This window comes from Bacillus sp. 2205SS5-2 (genome assembly GCF_037024155.1).
Taxonomy (GTDB): domain Bacteria; phylum Bacillota; class Bacilli; order Bacillales; family Bacillaceae_K; genus Bacillus_CI.
Genome location: NZ_JAYKTS010000020.1, coordinates 64862 through 84003, shown reverse-complemented (window position 1 = coordinate 84003; position 19142 = coordinate 64862). Strand labels below are relative to the sequence as shown.

Below are 19142 nucleotides of genomic sequence, written 5' to 3'. Positions count from 1 at the left end.
ACCCCGAGCCTCAAGCCACTGCAGCTGGATCATGAAAAGCGGAAGTGGCTGCCCTGAGGCGACAGGCAAATGAAGAGCTCGGAGGTGATGCCTGCATCACTGGAGAGTTATTCATTTGACCCCGAGCCTCAAGCCACTGCAGCTAGATCACGAAAAGAGCTTAGATGAAAAACAGTGTCAGCATTGAAGACTGACACTGTCCGTTTCATCCAAATTTATTCAATCGTAATGTCCGTCACATTTCGCTCAAGTAATCGCGCGCCTTTGACAGCAACAAATTGGCCTGAAGTGCTTTGAAACACATTATTCGCAATCATTATCTCCATCGCTTGCTTCACTTCCGTTTCATTCACTGGCTCATTTGGGTCATCTAATGTTAGACGAGCGGTTTTTCCTTCATCCGTTACGAATTGAAGCTCTAATGATTTAGCCATATCCATTCCCCCTTTCTAAGTTATCTTTGCTGTTGAACCCCCTTATTCGTTGATGTCATAAGCATCATTTTTCTCTACATTGTAAAGGGATTTTGAACTTAAGCCTGCAATAGCTTGTACAGATGCATAAATCTCATCTGGCGTCGCATCCAAACGAATGTTACTGTAGGATTTCCCTTTAAAAACCGGCTTTCCTTCCCCGTCTACACCATGATCAAATTCAAGACGTAAGCGAGAATCTTTCAAATCAGCTGTCGCCATCTTCAACACCTCCTTTCCCCTTTTATATAGGAATTAGGAAAAGAGAAAAGACACCCTAACGAGCTCGTTTTCCGGTTAAACTTAGAAGACCATTCTATCACCCCCTCCAAACTCGGGAGAATAGAGGGAACCCTTTATTTTTGCAATAAATTTTGTTCAAATCCATTTGAACAGATGTCACCGAAACCACCCTTTAATCAGAAATTATATTTTCCTGAAAAATTTAATAAAAAAACCTGAAGCTAATTGCTTCAGGTTTTTTTATTATTGCAGTTTTCATAAGGCTGTTCTCGCAAAGATTGTGGCTTTTCGTATTAGTTTATAATCTATGATTTAGCTTTGTTTCGGGCATCATTTCGTCTATTTTTGATGAAAATCAAGAGTGAAATGGAGGATTTAGTCAAAAATCAGATGAAATAGCCACAATGTATACGAAAAGAGCCTTTCATAAAGATTGTCTCTATTAGCCCTAGAGGTTAATTATTGATGGATAAGAGATCAGTAATCTTATGCCATCAGGTTTTATTTGCTAGCACAACAAGGTATGCAAAAAGAGCTCTTTTTATTAACCGTTCAGTTCTTTTTCAATACTTGAGCGAGATAGGCCAACCGCTTCTAAAGTGTTAGCAATTTTCTCATCTGCTTCAGTAAATTTAGCATTTGCCTCGTCTAATGACATTTCGCCTTCTTTTTTCAGTTCTTCAGCTTTTAGCTCATAAGAATCAACTAATGTATCTAGAGCTGATTGAATATCCTCTTTATGTTCTCCTAGCTCATCAGATAGATCTATCGAACGAACAGCTTCTGCTGATTGAGCTGCGGAGTCAACGGCTGCGGCTTTTGCCGTTTGAAGTTCTTCCCCTTCAAGCGTTTCCATAGATCCTTCAAATTCATTTAGGGAAATATCCGAACCATTTACAGTTACGATTAAATTTAAATAAGTATCCATCAATGCACTCTTAACTGCTTTTTCATCTGTCTGTTTTGTTTCTTCACCTGTTTTTTCGCTTTCTGCTTCGTTACTTCCACAACCCGCAACCACGATTATTAGTGCTGCAATGGCTAACCACCATAATTTTTTCATTCGTAATCATCCCTTCTTTGTATGTACTACTAACTTAAAACGGTCTTTTTCGTAATCGCTTTCTTTTTATATGAAGTAGGACCGTAATGTATCGTACCATTAGATTCCCTATGGGTAAAGAAGTTATTCGTGGTTTCACGAAAGTTTAAATTTTTTTAAAATAATGAATATTCTACTATTCACTTACCCTTTCTCCTCTTCAAACACAATGTCAACGCCATTCTTTTCTCCAATCTCTTTAATGGATTGATCATGTTTCTCATAGAGTGCTTCCATTTCAGTGACGATCTCATCATATTGTAAAGATAGTTCCTCTTCCCCAGTTAAGTATGCTTCACGGTCAATTTTCACTGCTTTAATATTTAGATTGTAGGCTTGAACGATAAGCTTTTGAGTGTCTATAAGTGCTTCTTCTTTTAACTGTATAGACTCGATATCCTTTATTGCCTGTTTATAAGCTGGAATATATTCTTCTTCTATATACGCAAATGCTTTGTCATTATCTTCTTCGTCTACGTATTTCGATTTGTATTTTTGTTCTTCTAAATCTAACCTCCCTACCACTTCATTCATAGATTCAATATACTTATTGATCTCCTCTCTAATTTGATTTTTCTCTAATAACTGACACCCTGTCATTAAGAGAAGCACTACTACCGAAACTAAGAGTCTCATTTTATTCATCATCTTCCCTGCTTTCCTGACTGCCTATTTCTGTTTAATATGCCTCAATAGCTGAGTTGATATTATTTGAATAGAATATTTGCTTACGAATTGACCAAACTTAAATAAAAGCATCTATTGCTGAGGACGAAAAAACAAATAGGTTTATTCCTAATTCCTTCAGCCGTGAACTTGATCAAAAGTTGAAGGTGGAGAATTACTCAAGTCTCTCCATCTAAAAAATCAGTATAGCCACACTAAACTTTCTCAAAATCACTTACTTTTTTCAGTTAAATTGATGCCGATTCTAAATCGAACGCCTTCCTTATTTAGGATTGAAAAACATCATCACGTTCTGCCTTTTCCTAGCAAATATTTCAGCAAATTCGAATAAGAGAGGAAAATATTTTTAGTACCAATCACTATATTCACCCAACATACTATGGAAATTCTCTCTAAAAGATTCCAAGAGGAAATAGACATTTATTAAGCAATGTCTAGCTTATTTCCTCATACATTCAGGTCTTTTTTTAAGGATCTTTTCGTATATATTGTGGCTATTTCATCTGATTTTTGATTAAATCACCCATTTCACTGTTGATTCCCATCAAAAATAGACGAAATGATGCCCGAAACAAAGCGATATCACCATTTATAGACTGGTTCGAAAAGCAACAATCTTTGCGAAAACAACCTTTTTTAAAGAAGGCGGTTTACGCAATAGTTGTGGCTTTTCGATTAAGAACAACTCGAAATAACCATATTGTTTGTTTTATCTACGTGCTAGGCGCAACATAGTTCTCGAAAAGAGACTTAAAGAATTAATAAGGGAGGATTCTGTATGGCTAAAGTAGTTTTATATCTGATGGTAGTGATTCCTTGGTTATCATTATTTTTATGTAAGAGGGAATCTGTAAGGCGATTTATGCCAGTTGCAATTTTAGCCTCCCTCTTAGTAACCATGGTCTTTGAAATGGGGTATGTTTTTCAGTGGTGGATCGTCCAAGAAAAGCTCGTACCTTGGGGAGAAATCACAAGCTTCCCTTTAACTTATGGAGTTTTCATACCTGGAACTATATGGATTTTCCATTTTGTCTTCGATAAATCTTTTTTAATTTACATCATTAGTAATGGACTCATCGATAGTGTCTATGCTTTCATTGGTTTGAACATTTTAATAAGAATAGGGATCTACGAATTAGATAGAATGAGCCCTTTTGGTATCTTTCTAATCATGATGGTTTTAGCTGTTATTATTTATGGGTATCAAAAATGGCAGGATAAAGTTGGATTCAATGAGCAAGATTGACTTTTTATCCCCTATTAGCGATTGTTATTTACTTTTGATCCTAATATCAGATTATCAACGATATCCTTCTATTATCTCATCACCATTCTGGAATAAAAATAGACGACTCTCATGAAAGATTCCAATTAGGTTTTTTTTATTTTTCAACTACTTAAAAATGTACTTTTGTAATCTAACACCCCCCTCTTTTTCAATTTGCCAGACAAATCCCATCTTCCTTTTGGTTAAATGAAAAATTTGTAATCCAAGAGCCGGATTTTTAAGCAAAAGCAACAATATATAGGTGTAGAGATCATTTTCAAAACGTGACCATAAAAAATGACTGATTTTATATTTATCAAATTTTTTAATCCACACACGGAAATAAGAAGCCAATGACACATGAAATGGAGGATCATTGGCTTCTAAATCACCTGAATGACAGTTTTTGAGTAGCCATGATAAGACAAGAATATAGTGTATGTATATACTGATAAATTCTCCTTTAAATAATATTTAAATATACATATTATGGAAAGTAGTATTTTCCTTGAGCTTGGCAAAAGAAAAAAGTCTATAGAATTATTCTGATGAATGGCACATATTTAATGAGCGCTTTGAATTGTTAGTTTTCACTGTATGCTCAATCCGGTCATTCTTCTTTAATGTTTGCTACTATAAAAAAACTGACCTAATAATAAGCTGTTTCTTTATCTCATCTACTAAGGATAACGAGTTCTGGTTAAATAGGCTCGCAACATATTTTCTTCCTCCAGATCTACATCATCAATGTGAAATATAGTAGGGAAAGGCCCATACATATCCATGATACTACCGTAAATAGAACCACAATCACATTTTCTGTCCATCCATACTTAAGACTAAAGTGATAGTGGATTGGTGTCATCCTAAAAAGGCGTTTTCCTGTTTTTTTAAAAATAAAAACTTGGACAATGACAGAGAGCTGCTCAGCCAAGTACACAAAAAATAGAAGTGGAATGAGAACTTCTACTTTCTCAATGACTGCAAGAAAGGCTAACGAACCTCCTATTGCCATCGAACCCGTATCTCCCATAAAAGCTTTTGCAGGATAAATATTATATATAAGAAACCCCACTAATGAGACCCCCATCACTATACTGAACAGCTGCACTTCAGAACTGTCAGAAATAAAGAAAAAGAAAAAATAGGAGGGGATGGCCACCATTCCTAATAGCCCGTCCATACCATCAGTAAAATTTATGGCGTTCGTGGTACCGACGATATAAAGCGAGATCACGCTTAAATAAATATACAAAGGCATGTTTAACTCGATTGAATCCGTGATGTTAATTGACTCTGGCAACTCCATTCCTAATAGGGCAATCAACAAAAAAGTGATTGTTAGTCCAAATTGAAGAATCAACTTTGTTTTTCCTGAAATTCCTGCAGGATTTTGTTTGGATGCTTTCCACCAATCATCTGCAAACCCAATACTCCCAAATAAAACAAAGATACTCACAAGGTAAATCATAATAAGAGTGGGTGAAAATAGGACAGATATGAATGTGCCGATAAAAAAAACAAGCCCTAACATTAATGGTGTGCCCCTCTTTTCTTGCTGATCTTCTGGTAATTCATCTCGAATGGGTTGGATAAGGTTCCACTTCTTTAGTATGAATATAAGAAACGGGGACAACGAGCTGATTAATATAAAAGACAAAATAGCGGGTAAGATGAACTGTACCACGAAAAAACTCCTTCAAAATATTAATAGTGAAGCAACTCTTTAATAAAGGCTTTTTTCGCAAAGATTGTGGCTTTTCGAATTAGCCCTCAATTCGTGATGAAGAATGACTTCGGGCAACATTTTTAATCCGAAATGAGGGAAGAATAGAGTGTTTCCATCCTTTTTTGTATGCTACAGCAACAAAGTATGCGATAACAGCCTAATAAAATGAATGATTTCCTCTGGTTTCTCTTTCCACATCAGATGTGTCGTATCTCTCAAAAAAAAACAGCTTCCTATTTGTGATATATTGGCCTGGTCTTCAATCAACTTCTCCCACATCTCTTCAAAAGAACGTGCTTCATCCTCAGGAATTCCTGCTTTGACTAATTTTTGTTGGCAATATTTTCGGTCTCTCCCTAACGCGATGACGGGAAATCGAAGGACAGTTTGCTTCCTTTTGATTCTATTTGCATCTTCTCTCCAATTTTCAACTTCTTGAGCCATTACTTCATACAATATGGGGGAACATGGAAATGAAAGAAGTTCTTGCTGAATTTCTAAAGGATAGTGCTTTTGATCTTGTGTTAATATCAACGCATTTTGTTCCTTTAATTCCTCCGTTGTAAAACTGGCTTGTTTTCGACAATAATCGATCCACGCTTCATCACTACTCTCCTCATCCATCACAGGAAGCACTAACTCATCTAATCGATCCATCTCTACAGAGGAACTATCTACTAAAAGAACCCCTTTGACCTGTTCAGGATAAGTTGAAATAAAATCTTGAATAATTAGACCACCGTAGGAATGACCTATGAAAAACACTTTTTGATTAATCTGCAAAAACCGAAGTAATTCCTTTAAATCTTTAACTGTTTCCATCGTGGAAGGTTCCTCCTCCCCCTTGTCGCTTTTTCCAAGACCTTTTCTATGAACAGCAATCACCCTTGCAAATTCACTTATGCGATTGATCAATGGGTACCACTCGTAGATGGAGGAAAACATACCAGGGAGAATCACAATGGTGGGCCCAACTGATCCCTTTGTAACAATTTCAAGCGTACCTTTTGATAAAGCAATCAACTGTTGCAGTGATCTCACTCCTTATTTTATTCAGTTGAAATCCAATTAAGACAGACAGTAGTCTCTTTCAAAAAAAATAACTGAATCTTTCAATTTATTTATCATTATACAATCTTTCTCAAGAAATTGTAAAAAACATTCGAAAGGAGAATCACTGAGAGTCATCGTACTAAGCTCATAGTTTTCTCCTCTTCTGGGAAGCATACTAACAGTAGAGAACAATAGGGATCTGGCGAGGTGGATAAATGGAAAAAACAACAAAAGTATTTTGGATATCAATCGTAATCGCAAGTGCGTTTGTGGGTTGGGGGGTAATCAGTCCCACCTATTTAGGAGAAGTGATGAGTTCAACGAAAGCCTATTTTTTAGATACATTTGGCTGGTTTTACCAACTCTCTGCTACGTTCTTTCTAATCTTCGCGCTTTACTTAATATTTAGTAAATATGGAAAGATCAAGCTAGGAAAGGATGAGGATAAACCAGAGTTCAAACGTGCCACTTGGTTTGCGATGCTTTTTAGCGCAGGAATGGGGATTGGGCTATTATTTTTCGGTGTCTCGGAACCGATTTCTCATTTTGCTAACCCACCTATTGGTGAAGGGGGGACGCCTGAAGCTGCGAGAATTGCCTTGCGATACACTTATCTTCACTGGGGATTTCATGCATGGGCAATCTATGCAACCATTGCTTTAATTCTAGCTTATTATAAGTTTCGAAAAGGATTGCCAGGATTATTGAGCATTACCTTAATTCCACTAATCGGTGATCGAGCAAAAGGTCCAATCGGGGTTCTCGTCGACGTGGTAGCGGTATTTGCCACCATATTCGGAATTGCGGCATCGCTTGGATTAGGCGCTGCTCAGATTAATAGTGGACTCAGTTATGTTACCAATATTCCAACTAACTTTACCGTTCAATTGATTATTATTGGTATTGTCACATTATTATTTATCTTATCCGCTGGAACCGGTATTCAAAAAGGAATAAAGTACTTAAGTAACGCGAACTTGATTCTTGCTGTTATCTTGCTTGTAGTCTTCTTAATTCTAGGTCCAACTAAATTCGTCTTGGATTTATTTACAACCTCACTGGGTGATTATGTCCAGAACCTCCCAAGTATGGGTTTACGCTTGGCTCCTTTTTATGAAGAGAGAGCCTCATGGATAAAAGATTGGACGATCTTCTACTGGGCTTGGTGGATTGCGTGGGCACCGTTTGTCGGTACTTTCATTGCAAGGGTGTCAAAAGGACGTACCGTAAGAGAGTTTGTGGTGGCCGTTCTTATCATACCAACACTCGTTTGTGCCTTTTGGTTTGCCGTTTTTGGTGGAACAGCTATCTTCTTCGATTATTTCGAAGGCACGAATATTGCTGCTCAACCTCTTGAAACCGGCCTATTCTACCTTTATGAAATGCTCCCAATGACCGGTCTGTTGGTCATTGTGACCCTGACATTAATTACAACGTTTTTTGTCACATCTGCCGATTCAGGTACCTTTGTCTTAGGGATGCAGACAACAAATGGCAGCTTAAACCCGCCCATTTTCGTAAAGGTAATTTGGGGATTATTCCTGTCAGCCTCTGCCATTGTCCTCTTGCGATCTGGCGGATTAGCAGCGATGCAAACCGCCATTATCGTAAGCGCTTTTCCACTCACTTTTGTGTTAATTGCTATGTCATTTGGCGTCCTAAAAGAATTCAAAAGAGAAATGCCTCCTAAAAAACGTGATCCTGGAAAAAGTCGCAATTTGTAAGAGGTCTTCCTTTTCAAAAACATCCCTTTCTTTTAAAAAGGGATGTTTTCTCATTCTTCCCCCAAGATAAACATCCTCTTCTTGTTGCTAACCATCCCAATCGCAATCTTGAAACAACCATAGCCAAGAATTCCACCTAAAGTATTTAAAAAAACATCGTCCACATCACCCGCGCCCACCCTCGATACATATTGTAAGATTTCAATGACAAGGGAAAAAGCACCCGACAGAAACAACACCTTTCTTAGACCCCGCATCCTCTTCCATATTAGAGGAACGAGCAAACCAAAAGGGGCGAAAGCCAATACATTGCCAAAAAAATTATCCATTACCATTTTTGGATGCAAAGGTCCAAACGTTGTAAAGTAAGCAATAATGGTTCGCAAGGGGACGATATTCAATTGACGATCTTGTAACGACAGAATATATGAACGGTATTGCGAAAAATAGAGCAAATAAAACAATAGTGCTAAATAACCAATAAAGAATAGATATAGACTCATTCGCAGATATGGTTTCATCGTATTATTTCCTCCTCCACCTTATCTAGATTACATGATATTTCGTTCAAAAAAAAGAGAGTTTGAATCATCCATTTACTTCTACTATAAAAGCTAAGCAACTGTGTAAATTACTTGACCCTTTTTATAGAGTGAGTATCCCTTGTCACTCTAAAGGTAGTACTCTATAATAAAATGGAACTTCCCACAGTGAGAACGAGGCTTCACTTAAGGGATAATTGGAAAATGGACGATAAAATGGAGTGATTTCAATGCTTGAAGGTTGGTTTTTATTATTTATTTTATTATGGGGTGTCATCCTCATTTCGCTCTTTGCCATCGGTGGCTATTTCATGTTTCGAAAATTCCTAAAAAGAATGCCAAAAGAAGACGGAAAATCGATTCTCGATTGGCAAGAACATTATGTAAATGAATCCATTGATTTATGGAATCCGGATCAAAAGTCGTTACTCGAAGAATTAGTTAGTCCTGTACCCGAATTATTTCGAGACGTCGCACGACAAAAAATCGCAGGTAAAATTGGTGAACTTGCCCTAGAAGAGAAAAGCCCGTCAATCTCTCAAGAGCAAGTAATTAGAGGGTATATCTTAGCTACACCTAAACGAGATCATAAGTTTTTGCGGAAGAAGCTAAAAGAAATGCACATCGATGTCTCTCCATATCAGCACTTATTTTAAAAGGACGTGAATTCATGACCGCTATCTTAGTCATCCCGATCATACTCTATTTAATGTTTTCTATCTTTGCCTTGTGGTTATGGAAGACGAAAAAGAAGAAAAAGGAACAATAAATGGAATTAGAAGTACTTTTATCTTCATTGAATTTTATATGATGGACAATCTATCGTTTGAGTTCACAGAATTATATCCCTTAGTAAATAACACCTAAAAAAGCTCAGAGTGATGGCTCTGAGCTTTTTTTCGAGACTTAACCCATTATTAAGAACCTTATCGAAGGAATGGATTAGGAACTAGCAATTCATCAAATGCCAATTAAGTACTTTATTCAATCTATATTTGAGTTAGAATTGTTTCGAACAGTTCCAGTAACAAAGCTGTTTTTTTCATCCTCTTTAACCTCCTACCCACGTTTTGTTTTCCAACCTAACGCTAAAAGAGGGATAGCTGAGAAAGGATTCTTCCTTAATCTGCTATCCTCCTTTATGGGTAAGGAATTTCAGCATGAATAACTTTACATCGTCTAGTTATCGGTACCTAACTATTTTAAACTTTATCTAACAATGGATACCTTCACTCGATTTTTTCCGAATTCAATCTCTTTCATATTCTCATATGATCCGACATCTAGCTTTTTCACCAGCACATTTTCACGAATTATACCTTCATTTTGAGCGATAGCTTTTTTCACATCTTCGTCCCCATCAAGAACTATGTCTACACGTAGGTCAATCGGTAAATCCTGTTGTTTACGTTCATCTTGGATTACTCGAATCACTTCCCGAGCCACTCCTTCTAAACGAAGTTCTTCCGAAATTACTGTATCTAAAACAACATGAAAGTCTTGATTAGACCCCATAGATAACCCAGTTTCTGCCACACGTTCGATATTCAGCAGGTCCGACGTTACTTCAATTTGACCGTTTACAGTAGGAACTATTACTTTTTGGTCTAGAACAACCTTTGCCGCTTCCTCATCCGATAGACTTTGTAAATATCCTTTCACCGCTCCGATGTTTTTCCCAAGAACAGGCCCCGCCGCTCTAAAGTTAAGTTTTACATCATATCGAACAAGATCGTCTGAAGATTGTTTTACTAACAAATTCTTCACGTTGATTTCATCTCTAATAATACTAGAATATTTATCAAGTGCTTTCCCTTTTTCCTGATCAACTGGAATGACGACTAATTCAGAAAGCGGCTGCTTTGTCTTAATTGCTTCTGCATTACGGACACCACGAGCTAATTCGACTACTTGTAGGACAGCCTCCATTTCTTGCTCTAATTGTGAATCCACTTCGCTAGGTTTGATTTTAGGAAAATGAGCAAGGTGGACACTTTCACCTGTTAAATTATAATGGATATCTTCAGCAAGAAATGGGATAAAAGGTGCTAAGAGCTGACTTAACCTCACAAGCACTTCATGTAGGGTATGATAAGCTGCTTTTTTAGTTTCTGACATGCCTTCTTTCCAAAAACGATCTCGAGAACGACGAATGTACCAGTTACTGATTTCATCAACATATTTTTCTAGCGCTTTCGCAGCTTTGGTAAAGTCATAATCGTCCAATGCTTCGCTAACGATAGCTGTTACACTATTTAATCGCGCTAGTACCCATTGATCAAGCAGCGTTTTCTCGCCAACTACATCTTTATCGAATCGATATCCGTCTATGTTTGCATAGAGAGTATAAAAACCATGTGTATTTACAAGCGTATCGATTATTTTCGATTTTGCTTCTATCACAACACGTTCAGAAAATCGCTTATTATTCCAAGGGGCACTGTCAGCAAGTAACGCCCAGCGGAAAGCATCGGCGCCGAATTTTTCAACAAGATCCATGGGGTTCAACGCGTTCCCTTTGCTTTTGGACATTTTACGGCCTTCTTCATCCAAGATATGTCCTGTTGACAAGACACGCTTGTAGGGGACCTTGCCTGTAAAAAGCGTCGAAACAGCCAGCAAGCTATAAAACCAGCCTCGTGTTTGGTCAACTCCTTCACAGATGACATCTGCAGGGAATTGTTTTTCAAATTGATCTTTATTTTCAAATGGATAATGATGCTGGGCAAACGGCATTGACCCACTATCAAACCAAACGTCAATCACTTCCGGAACACGCTTCATTGTTCCTTCACACTTTTCACAGCTTAAATAAACGCGATCAACGTACGGTTTATGAAGCTCGACATCTCCAATATCACCAATCGCTTTTTCTTTCAGATCCGCCTGACTTTTCGGGGCGTATTGATGTTCACAAGAATCACAAATCCACACAGGCAATGGTGTCCCCCAGTACCGACTTCGACCTATATTCCAGTCGACCATATTTTCTAAAAAGTTTCCAAATCGGCCCTCTTTAATATGAGAAGGGTACCACTCTACTTCCTGATTATTTTTGAGAAATTGATCTTTTAATTCAGTCGTCTTGATAAACCAACTTTCAATCGCATAGTAAAGGAGCGGAGAATCACAACGCCAACAATAGGGATAGCTGTGTTCATACTTTTCTTTTTGAAATAGAAGTCCTTCATTCGCTAAATATTTTACTATATCCACATCACAGTCTTTCACAAAACGACCTGCAAGAAGAGGTACATCCACTGTGTAACGCCCCTGACTATCCACAACATTAAAGAACGATAGATTATGATGTTTGACTAAATCATAATCATCTTCTCCATAGGCTGGAGCGATGTGTACGATTCCCGTTCCACTTTCTGCGTTTACGAAATCCGCCTCTACAACAAAGTGACCTCTATCTGGTTTAATGAATGGAAAGGGTGCTTGATATGCAATTCCTTTAAAATCACTTCCTTTATGAGAAGAAATCACTTCAAAGTCTTCTCCAAGGTTCTTTTCTGCTAACGCCTCCGAAACAATATAGACATCCTCACCCTTTTTAGCTCTAATATAAGTGAGATCAGGATTTACAGCTAGCGTTACATTTGCAGGTAAAGTCCAAGGTGTTGTTGTCCACCCTAAGAAATACTCATTTTCTTTATCCACTAATTTGAATTTTGCAGTTGCTGAAAGATCTTTAACATCCTTATAACCTTGAGCTACTTCATGGGAGCTCAAAGTCGTTTGACAGCTTGGGCAATAGGGCGTAACACGGTGACCTTTATACAATAATCCCCGATTATGAAGATTACTTAATATATACCAGACACTTTCGATATAGCGATTTTCAAGTGTTACATAAGGGTCCTCCATGTCTAGCCAATAACCGATGGATTCCGTAAATTCTCTCCACTGTTTTTCATAGTTAAATACGCTGATTTTACATTCCTCAATGAACTTTTCAACCCCATATTCTTCAATTTCTTGCTTCCCTGAAATACCAAGTTGTTTTTCAACTTCAAGCTCAACAGGTAATCCGTGCGTATCCCAGCCACCCTTTCGTAACACTTGATAACCATTCATCGTCTTATAGCGTGCAACAAAATCCTTAATGACTCGACCTAGCACATGACCTGCGTGGGGCAATCCATTTGCCGTTGGAGGTCCCTCATAAAATACAAATGTTTCTGCTCCGTTCCGATTTTCGATGGAACGGTTGAATATATTTTCAGACTTCCAAAACTTTTTGATTCTATTTTCACGATCTAAAGCGGCTTCTTTCGTATTGACTTTCTTCATTAAAATCACCTCTTATCCCTTTATTTACAAATAAAAAATCCGTCCCTGTATAAAAACAGGGACGGATTGAATCCGCGGTACCACCCATATTCCGTGCTCTTTCTCACGGCGCTTGGCTATCAAAACGGATAACGGCCGTCTACCGGTTCCCCCTACATAAAACCTTTCTCAGGAAAACTTCTCGGAGATGATTTTCAGCTTTAATGTGACGTCGCATTTTCAGCTATCAGCGACTCTCTATAGACACGGATTATAGCTTACTCTTCTCGTCATTGAATAAAATAAATAGTTAATTCCCAATATGATACAATGAAACTAATCTAAATGTCAAAGTATAATTTGAAAAATTTAAAAATAATTATTTCAAATCAAAAATGATAATTTCATTCTATTGTATAAGCTATTTTCTCAAGGCTGTTTTCTCAAAGTTTGTGGCTTTTCGAATTAGACCTCAATTCGTGATGAAGAATGACTTCGGGCATCTTTTCGGATCATTGTTAACCCGAAATGAGGAAAGAAAAGAGTGTTTCCATCCTTTTTTGTATGTTACAGCAACAAAGTAGGCGAAAAGAGCCTTTCGCAAAGAACGCTTCTTATCTCAGCCCTTTATATTCTGCTAAAGTGTAGGATTCGGGGGGCTTTTGTACGAAACCAATGTAAAAAAAAGGAATCATAAAAAAATGATAGAAAATGATTTTCTTTTTTAAAGGCTAGAATTCCAGATACACTTAAAAATGAGTCCCTAAATCTCTCTCTAGTAAACCCCTATACATCCAAGTTATTTTACAACAGTATTGACAAATATTTGCTAGACTGTTTTTCATTCAAGCTCACCAAAATATCTCTAAACCTAACTTTTAACGAACCCTTTTTTAAATAAATCGTACCATTCATTTAGTTCTGAGCCTTCTAAAACATCCAATTTACGTAAAATATCTCTTGAAAATTCTAGTGCTCCACTTCCATTAGCTGTGATTAGACAGTCATCACAAATGGATTGTACATTTAAATAATTTTCATCCCCTAAATAATTAGGTGCCCCTTCTTTTAAATATGGCAACGAATTACCTGTATGTTTATAATGGTCAAGATATCCTTGATTTCCTAAAAAGGTGGTTGCATCACAAATTGCTGCAACCGGGATGTCTTTTTCAAAACAATAATCCACAAGCTCCTTAGCCTGATGATTTTTTTCTTCCCTCCATCCAGTTCCACCTGGAATAATCAGCATTGCGAATGTTAAATCATAGGGAAATTCTTTTAAACTATAATTCGGAAGAACCGTCAATCCACCCATTGAAATTTTTGGATGCTTGTCAATAGCGATTGTCTGAACTTGATATCCCGTTCCTGATTTATTTATCTCTGCCGACACATAACTTGCTTCCCAATCGGCAAAGCCATCTGTAATAAAAACTAACACTTTTTTCATGAGCATGTCCCCCATATTTCTTGAAGATTTTCTCCCGCAAATGCTGTTTCTTTTTAACTAGTCTACAAATGTTAATAGATAATCAACTAAAACGAAAAGCAACATACTTTTCGAAAAAAGCAATCAAAAAAATGCTTCACTTACAGAAAACACACCATCAATACATTCTCCTACTGCTTATTAGAGAGAAGAACATTTTGACATCACTCGTTTCATAATGTAAATCCCCCCTATTTAAGTGGTTCTAAATGATTATAACTCTATTCGTATATATTATTGTTATTTAAACTAGTTCAAGATAAATCACTCCCTTTGATATGGCTTTCGCATTAAAAATTGTCCAAGAAATACAACGAAACCTACACATTTAACGGAATAAATATTGGTTTGATTAATCTATCCACACTCTTATTCTAAAATAGAGTAATAATACTCGTCCCACCATTCATTCCCATTTGGAATACATTTCTTAAAATAGCCTTCTCTTCTCATTCCAGCATTCTCCATCACTCGATACGACGGAATATTTTCAGGTTGACATGTAGCAATTATTCTATGTAAATTCATTTTCTTGAAACCAAAATCTAAAATGGCTTTAGCAGCTTCAGTAGCATATCCTCTTTGATGGTAATTAGGATTAAATACCCACCCAACCTCATAAGTATGATCTCCGAAATATTTATGAAAAATCATATGTCCAATAAGAGTATTACTGCTGAGTTCGATAACGGGAAATTTTTCAGCCTGTTCACCGATGTTGTTATTTACAAACTCTTTTACACCCTCTTTCGTCAGAACCCCTTCAGGCATATATTTCATTACAACTCCATCCGACAAGTATTCATAGACTGCTTCCCAATCTGTGGATTCAAAATCCCGTATTAATAACCTTTTTGTTCTTATGTTCATTTAAATTCACCTCTGTATACATGGTTAATATCAACTATACTTGAGTCGTTCTTGACAAAAAACATAAGATTGCCCTCTGCTCTAATCCCAAAATAAATATAGGGACGACACACCCCTAAAAAATAGGAAAAGCAGAAAATTCTCCATTCCTCATTCAACCGGTGTTAGTCTATACATCCCCTTCATATCACTCGGAACTTGAAATCCATATTTTTCGTACAAAGCATACCCTTCATCCGTTGAAAACAACCCAATAAATGCAGGACTAGGTGCATTCTTTTTGAGGTAAGTAAAAAGTTGGTCGATCAACCTTTTTCCTAACCCTCTATTCTGATGGTCTGGTGAGACAGCTATGTCTTGAAAATAAAAATACATCTTTCCATCACCAATAATTCTTGCCATCCCAACCACTTCTTCTCCAAGAGTGATTACGGTTGCATAGACTGAATTACCGATTGCCTCCTCAGCAAATTCAAAATTCATATTCCCCCACCCAACAGACTTACATAAATTAATATATTCGTGAACGGTTGGTGGGCGATCAACCATCATATATTTTTGTTTCATATAAAAAACTCCTTATTTTTTATAATATTCAGATCAAATATATTGTTGGCTCTTAATGCTTTTTTCCATGTTTATCACCCCATATAAGTAGCTAATTACTCTTTCTATATAGTGTTGTAGAAATCCTTTAATTACAGACATTTAAGAGTTAGAGAACAAGAATCGTAGAGGATAAATCGCCTACTTGTTGTTCATTCACGTTAATGATATATTGGCAGCAAAGCTTATCTAGTCTGGTAATCTGACTGAATCTCTAATGATACTACCCTTTCAAACTATGATATTGATGGACAAAAATAGTGCCGTGACTGTATTGAAATCATGAATAGTTTAGTAGTCTTCAATCAGGCTGTTCCGCAAAATTTTTCATTTTTCTATCCAGTCAGTAAACAATGATATCGGCTTGTTTCAAGGCATCTTTTCGTCTATTTTTGATGTAATCACCAGCAAAAGGAGGATTCTATCTAAAATTAGTCTAAATTAAGAAAAGTAAACGAAAAGAGTCAATAATAAAAATCACGTACCCCTTTTTAAAATTAATATTTAAACTTCAAAAAAACGAGTGCAAAATCTGTGGGATTTTATACTCGTTTTGCTCTGCGTAATTCATTGTCTTCCCTGTAAATCAAAAATTATCTACAAATCGAACCATTCCAATATCTTTCCGTTCTAAACAATTAAAGCGATCGATTCTGCATCATCAATAAATCTCTTAATAACCAAGTATGTGAGAGCAGCATCTCTTGAACAATACTTAAATGACCCTCCCTTCATTCATAGCAAATTGAATTTTTTTGAGTCAACACTGAAATTTGACTGACTATGCAGGTCCTTATACCCTTACTCCTGCTTACTCTAATCTCTCATTCACCATTTCAAACTCAGGTATCAAATCTGATAATGGTACCGTATTGGCTTCGTCCTTATAGAGTGGAATATATTCTTTTAACACATCCACCATTTTATTCCCTGCGATCCCCACGTGACCAATTGCGATAATTTGTTCATCATTCTTTAGCTTCCTAACTAATAAATCCGCTTGTTTAGTCATATGTTTCACAGTATAAACATCATCAAAAAATAATTCATTTTCTAAAAAAGGTACACCAAGTTCGGTTGCAAGGGCTGGAATCACACTTTTCGGCGTCGTTCGGCTATCTAAATAATACAACCCTCTATCACGACAAACCGTCAATATTATTTTCATCACGCGTTCATCTGCAGAAGCTTTTGATCCCATATGATGATTCATTCCTACAGCATGAGGGACAGAATCAATGGCTTGTTCGACTCGCTGTCGTATCTCATCGTCTGAAAGATCGGTCGTGATGGCCCCTGGTCCGAGCCAGCTCCTTTTCCCTTTGTTCGGCTCAAGAGGTAAATGTACAATCACTTCATGACCTAAACTGTGAGCAAGTTCTGCATCTTTAACCGTTGTTCCCATTAGAGGCATAATCGCAACTGTGAGTGTCATCGGTAAATGAAGCATTTCATTCGTACCTTTCATGTCATTTCCAAAGTCGTCAATCACAATAGCGAGTGATTTATTCTTACTAATCTGTATTTCAGGAGAAGCAATTTTAGCATAGATTATTGTTTCACTGCCAATTACAAACACCATCATCAACATTAGAAAACATAATATTCTCTTCATAGGCTGACCCTCTTTTTGTCTTATTGTGCTCTAAGATGATCGTTATATGAGGAAAACATTTCGTTTTTATCACAAAAAAAACGCCAACAAAAGTTGGACGTCTCACTTGTTTTAACCATTCTAATTCAGCTATTATCCAATTATAGTCCTTCGCTCTTCACTAATTTTTGGTATTGAACATACATTGCGACCCGCCAAGGAACAATCATTCCAAACGCTAGAATCCAGAACATACCACTCAATTCACCATAATCAATGCTCGTACTTAAATACGATTTAAAGATAAGACGAAGTAGTAAAAGTCCAATTAGAATAAACGCAAACGCTTTTGAACGTTGCAAGTAGACATTTTTTTCTTTCACTTCAAATTTTGATGTCTTAATCAATAGTATTGAAAAAATCATCCCTACAATTAGAGCTTCTAAAATTTTTACAGATTCAACTCTAAAAAATGGGATAAGAAACATGAGAGCTCCTGTACTCATAAATACTGGAGGTAAGATGATTTTTTTGGCATTAACAGGCTTTTTGCTTGCTTTCATGCGCACAAATAAAACGAAAAAGCCCATAAATATAGCCACTGCCGAAGAAACATAAATCAAGTTGGTCACCCTTTAAACTTTAATGTTGGTGTTATATAATAACACTTAAAAACAAAGATGAAATAAGCCATTTAGGCGTCCACCCAAACGACTATTCTTACAGATTTCCCGAACAAGAAAGCCCACTCCTTCAGGTATGGGTTGAAAGTGAAGTCATATACAGTATAGCTTCTGAAGTTTAAAATCTGAAATACGCAAAACAATATATGGACAAGTTCAAGTCTCAAAAACATTCTCGTTTGTGGATCATTGGATATTGTATGAGGTTGTAGTAGCTAAAATATCTACTCAGTAAAACAAGATATGTCTTCAAGAATAAGAAGATAAAACACCTTTACAATTTGTTAGGTAATGCCCTACCAATATCTTGAGGCCAAATTCCATCAACAAAAATGCAAATTGGATTTATCTCTCAAAAATCTGACCGTGACAAATTAGTGATTAACTCTTCTAATTGCCTCGTTTACTCTTGTTTCATCAAATGGTTTTACGATGAAATCTTTCGCTCCAGCTTCAATCGCCTCTACCACCATTTTTTGTTGTCCCATTGCAGAACACATAATAATTTTGGCATCAGGAAAATCAGAAATAATCACTTTTAAAGCTTCTAAGCCGCTCATTTCAGGCATTGTGATATCCATTGTGACAACATCTGGTTTTAGCTCTTGGTATAATTCAATGGCTTGACGACCATTTTCTGCTTCGCCAACCACTTCAATATTTCCTTTTTTCAGCATATTACTTAGTGTCAATCTCATAAATTTTGCATCGTCTACAATAAGTACCCTCGCCACTGTTGCTCCTCCTATATCCACGTACGGTCATTTGTGTCAGTTTTGCTTTCTTTTAACTATACCAC

At 36.8% G+C, this 19142-nt stretch carries 17 protein-coding genes and 1 other annotated feature; of the genes, 3 read left to right on the top strand and 14 right to left on the bottom strand.

Features of this window, described 5'->3' with window-relative positions:
• Positions 1 to 215: 215 nt before the first annotated feature.
• The 4 genes from U8D43_RS13980 to U8D43_RS13965 form a co-directional block, all read right to left on the bottom strand.
• Entirely contained in the window at positions 216 to 434 is a 219-nt protein-coding gene (locus tag U8D43_RS13980; protein WP_335871798.1) for a DUF2922 domain-containing protein, read from the bottom strand.
• Positions 435 to 476: 42 nt separating this feature from the next.
• A complete protein-coding gene (locus U8D43_RS13975; RefSeq protein ID WP_335871797.1) occupies positions 477 to 695 on the bottom strand; it encodes a DUF1659 domain-containing protein in 219 nt (72 codons plus the stop codon).
• 565 nt (positions 696 to 1260) lie between these two features.
• A complete protein-coding gene (locus U8D43_RS13970) occupies positions 1261 to 1779 on the bottom strand; it encodes a hypothetical protein (protein ID WP_335871796.1) in 519 nt (172 codons plus the stop codon).
• 183 nt (positions 1780 to 1962) lie between these two features.
• Positions 1963 to 2463, bottom strand: coding sequence for a hypothetical protein (locus tag U8D43_RS13965; protein ID WP_335871795.1), 501 nt, complete (start codon positions 2461 to 2463; stop codon positions 1963 to 1965).
• A gap of 820 nt (positions 2464 to 3283) precedes the next feature.
• On the opposite strand from U8D43_RS13965, the gene U8D43_RS13960 reads away from it, so the two are divergent.
• The gene (locus U8D43_RS13960) at positions 3284 to 3751 is read left to right on the top strand and encodes a hypothetical protein (protein ID WP_335871794.1); all 468 of its coding nucleotides are present in this window, start codon (positions 3284 to 3286) and stop codon (positions 3749 to 3751) included.
• 757 nt (positions 3752 to 4508) lie between these two features.
• Here U8D43_RS13960 and mraY read toward each other — a convergent pair.
• Entirely contained in the window at positions 4509 to 5459 is a 951-nt protein-coding gene (gene mraY / locus U8D43_RS13955; RefSeq protein ID WP_335871793.1) for a phospho-N-acetylmuramoyl-pentapeptide-transferase, read from the bottom strand.
• A 171-nt stretch (positions 5460 to 5630) separates the two neighbouring features.
• Positions 5631 to 6461, bottom strand: coding sequence for an alpha/beta fold hydrolase (locus U8D43_RS13950; RefSeq protein WP_335871802.1), 831 nt, complete (start codon positions 6459 to 6461; stop codon positions 5631 to 5633).
• Positions 6462 to 6769: 308 nt separating this feature from the next.
• Here U8D43_RS13950 and U8D43_RS13945 point away from each other — a divergent pair, with 308 nt between their 5' ends.
• Positions 6770 to 8278: a glycine betaine uptake BCCT transporter gene (locus U8D43_RS13945; protein ID WP_335871792.1), complete on the top strand. Its 1509-nt coding sequence runs from the start codon at positions 6770 to 6772 to the stop codon at positions 8276 to 8278.
• Positions 8279 to 8328: 50 nt separating this feature from the next.
• On the opposite strand, the gene U8D43_RS13940 is transcribed toward U8D43_RS13945, so the two are convergent.
• Positions 8329 to 8799 carry a VanZ family protein gene (locus U8D43_RS13940; protein WP_335871791.1) on the bottom strand — a complete coding sequence of 157 codons (471 nt, stop codon included), beginning with the start codon at positions 8797 to 8799 and terminating at the stop codon, positions 8329 to 8331.
• Positions 8800 to 9050: 251 nt separating this feature from the next.
• Here U8D43_RS13940 and U8D43_RS13935 point away from each other — a divergent pair, with 251 nt between their 5' ends.
• Positions 9051 to 9476 (top strand): DUF2621 domain-containing protein, encoded by a 426-nt coding sequence (locus tag U8D43_RS13935; protein ID WP_335871790.1) that lies wholly within the window; start codon positions 9051 to 9053, stop codon positions 9474 to 9476.
• A gap of 553 nt (positions 9477 to 10029) precedes the next feature.
• Here U8D43_RS13935 and ileS read toward each other — a convergent pair.
• The 7 genes from ileS to U8D43_RS13900 all read right to left on the bottom strand — a co-directional run bounded on the left by ileS (position 10030) and on the right by U8D43_RS13900 (position 19077).
• Entirely contained in the window at positions 10030 to 13119 is a 3090-nt protein-coding gene (ileS, locus tag U8D43_RS13930) for an isoleucine--tRNA ligase (protein WP_335871789.1), read from the bottom strand.
• Positions 13120 to 13173: 54 nt separating this feature from the next.
• Positions 13174 to 13401, bottom strand: a binding site (T-box leader).
• Positions 13402 to 13969: 568 nt separating this feature from the next.
• Positions 13970 to 14551, bottom strand: a complete 582-nt coding sequence (locus tag U8D43_RS13925; RefSeq protein ID WP_335871788.1) for a type 1 glutamine amidotransferase family protein — start codon at positions 14549 to 14551, stop codon at positions 13970 to 13972.
• A gap of 408 nt (positions 14552 to 14959) precedes the next feature.
• Positions 14960 to 15460 (bottom strand): GNAT family N-acetyltransferase, encoded by a 501-nt coding sequence (locus U8D43_RS13920; RefSeq protein ID WP_335871787.1) that lies wholly within the window; start codon positions 15458 to 15460, stop codon positions 14960 to 14962.
• A gap of 150 nt (positions 15461 to 15610) precedes the next feature.
• The gene (locus U8D43_RS13915; RefSeq protein ID WP_335871786.1) at positions 15611 to 16027 is read right to left on the bottom strand and encodes a GNAT family N-acetyltransferase; all 417 of its coding nucleotides are present in this window, start codon (positions 16025 to 16027) and stop codon (positions 15611 to 15613) included.
• 850 nt (positions 16028 to 16877) lie between these two features.
• Positions 16878 to 17681: a divergent polysaccharide deacetylase family protein gene (locus U8D43_RS13910; protein WP_335871785.1), complete on the bottom strand. Its 804-nt coding sequence runs from the start codon at positions 17679 to 17681 to the stop codon at positions 16878 to 16880.
• 140 nt (positions 17682 to 17821) lie between these two features.
• Complete coding sequence (locus U8D43_RS13905; RefSeq protein ID WP_335871784.1) at positions 17822 to 18283, bottom strand: CcdC family protein; 462 nt, start codon at positions 18281 to 18283, stop codon at positions 17822 to 17824.
• A 434-nt stretch (positions 18284 to 18717) separates the two neighbouring features.
• Positions 18718 to 19077 carry a response regulator gene (locus tag U8D43_RS13900; RefSeq protein ID WP_335871783.1) on the bottom strand — a complete coding sequence of 120 codons (360 nt, stop codon included), beginning with the start codon at positions 19075 to 19077 and terminating at the stop codon, positions 18718 to 18720.
• Positions 19078 to 19142 lie beyond the last annotated feature (65 nt).